The sequence below is a fragment of the Nitrosospira sp. CT genome (assembly GCF_059489795.1).
In genome coordinates this window covers 1-1,908 of sequence record NZ_JCAHZJ010000025.1, presented here as the reverse complement: position 1 = coordinate 1,908, position 1,908 = coordinate 1, and the positions used below count along the sequence as shown (strand labels likewise).

The 1,908-nt window shown below is 59.5% G+C and carries 1 protein-coding gene; it reads left to right on the top strand.

The features are described from left to right. Positions 1-1,908: hybrid sensor histidine kinase/response regulator (locus tag AC52W5_RS04250; RefSeq protein ID WP_495670098.1), on the top strand; the 1,908-nt coding region annotated here is incomplete at both ends.

Below are 1,908 nucleotides of genomic sequence, written 5' to 3'. Positions count from 1 at the left end.
GAGCGAGCGTCACGCGGCTGTCAGGCTGCTCAAAGCTTTGATGGTGGCATCGGTCGTACTGCCGATGATGTTGTTTGCAATTACCGCCTGGGTGGATTACCGCAATTTCGAACGCATCACCAACGAGCGCATCGCTCGCTCGCTCGACATCCTGCATGAGCATTCGCTTAGGGTCCTGGAAACGATCGAGCGTGCTTATGCCGAAGTCAACGAGGTCGTGCGCGGCATGTCGGATAACGACATCCGCCTAAACGAAGCTGCCTTGAGCAAACGGCTCAAGCAGATCGTCATGCCGCAGATGCAAGGCATCGTGATCATCGACCGTGACGGCCATTCGCTGGTCTCCTCCAACAGTCTGCTCCCGCCGGGGAATACCGATTTCAGTGAGGCTGAATATTTTACCGCGTTGAAGAGCAGGGAGGGCGGTACATATGTGAGCACCATCAACGCGCCCCGTCCGGGCGAGCAGAACTATTTCATCTTATTGTCGCAGCGTCGGCCCTGGGACGACGGCGCGTTCAATGGCGTCATCTCGATCGCAGTTCCGGCACGCTATTTCGAGAATTTCTACGCCCATATCAGCGATACAGTCGATTATTTCGCCTTGGTGCGTGCCGACGGCCATTTTCTGGCGCGCTATCCGGATGTCTTGCCAGTCAGTCTTCTCAGCTTCGACGATGACAAGGATTTTCGCACCCGCATTGCGCAGGGGCAAGATTACTCCATTTATACGATCGAATCGTCATATGACCACATCACCCGCCGCATCGGTTATCGCAAGATCGCGGGCTTTCCTCTCTATGTGCTGGCCGGCGTGGAATGGAAGGCGATTGTCTCCGAATGGCTCCTTTACAACATCAACTACCTGATTTTCGGCGCCCCGTTGATGGTGTTTCTGTTCGCAGTCCTTGGATTGGCGCTGCGGCGGACGCAGCGCCTTTACGACGAATCCGAGCGGCGCGAAGCGGTCGAGGGCGCCTTGCGGCATGCGCAACGAATGGAAGCGATCGGGCAATTGACTGGCGGCGTGGCGCACGACTTCAACAACCTGCTGATGATCATCAGCGGGAGCGTGCATCGCCTGCGGCGCGAGCTCACCGACAAGAAGTCCCTCCGGCTGCTCGATATGATCAGCACCGCCAGTCACCGTGGCGAGACGCTCACCCGCCATTTGCTCACTTATTCGCGGCGCCAGACGCTGACGCCGGAGGTGATCGATCTCGCGCAGCGCCTGCCGGTATTGCGTGAATTGCTTACGCGTTCACTTCGCACCGATATCGAGATTAAGGTCGAGGTGCCGGATACGGTCTGCGCCGTACGCGTCGACCCCAGCGAGTTCGAACTCGCCATCCTCAACCTCGCCGTCAACGCCAAGGACGCCATGCCGAACGGCGGCGCGCTGTCGATGAGCGCCAGGCCGGTGACGCTCAAGGGCGATGCCAGCGAAGAAGGACTTTCCGGCGATTTCGTTGCCGTGCACGTCGTAGACACCGGGCAGGGCATTCCCGCTGACGTCATGATGCGTGTGTTCGAGCCGTTCTTCACCACCAAGGATGTCAGCAAGGGCACCGGGCTTGGTTTGAGCCAGGTCTATGGCTTTGCCAAACAGTCCGGCGGCACCGCAACGGTGACGAGCACCGAAGGGCAGGGCACCACGGTGACGCTCTATCTGCCGCGTAGCCTGGAAAAGCCGCAACCCGCCGAGCCGCCCTTACAGGCGCCTGCGCAGGCCGAAGCCGCCGGCACCGTGCTGCTGGTCGAGGACAATGTCGACGTTGCCGATGTCGGTGCCAATTACATGCGCCAACTCGGCTATCGAGTACGCAGTGTTGCCAATGTGCAGGCTGCGCTTGCCGCCCTGCAGGTCGATGCGCAAGTGGACCTGGTATTCTCCGACATCATGATGCC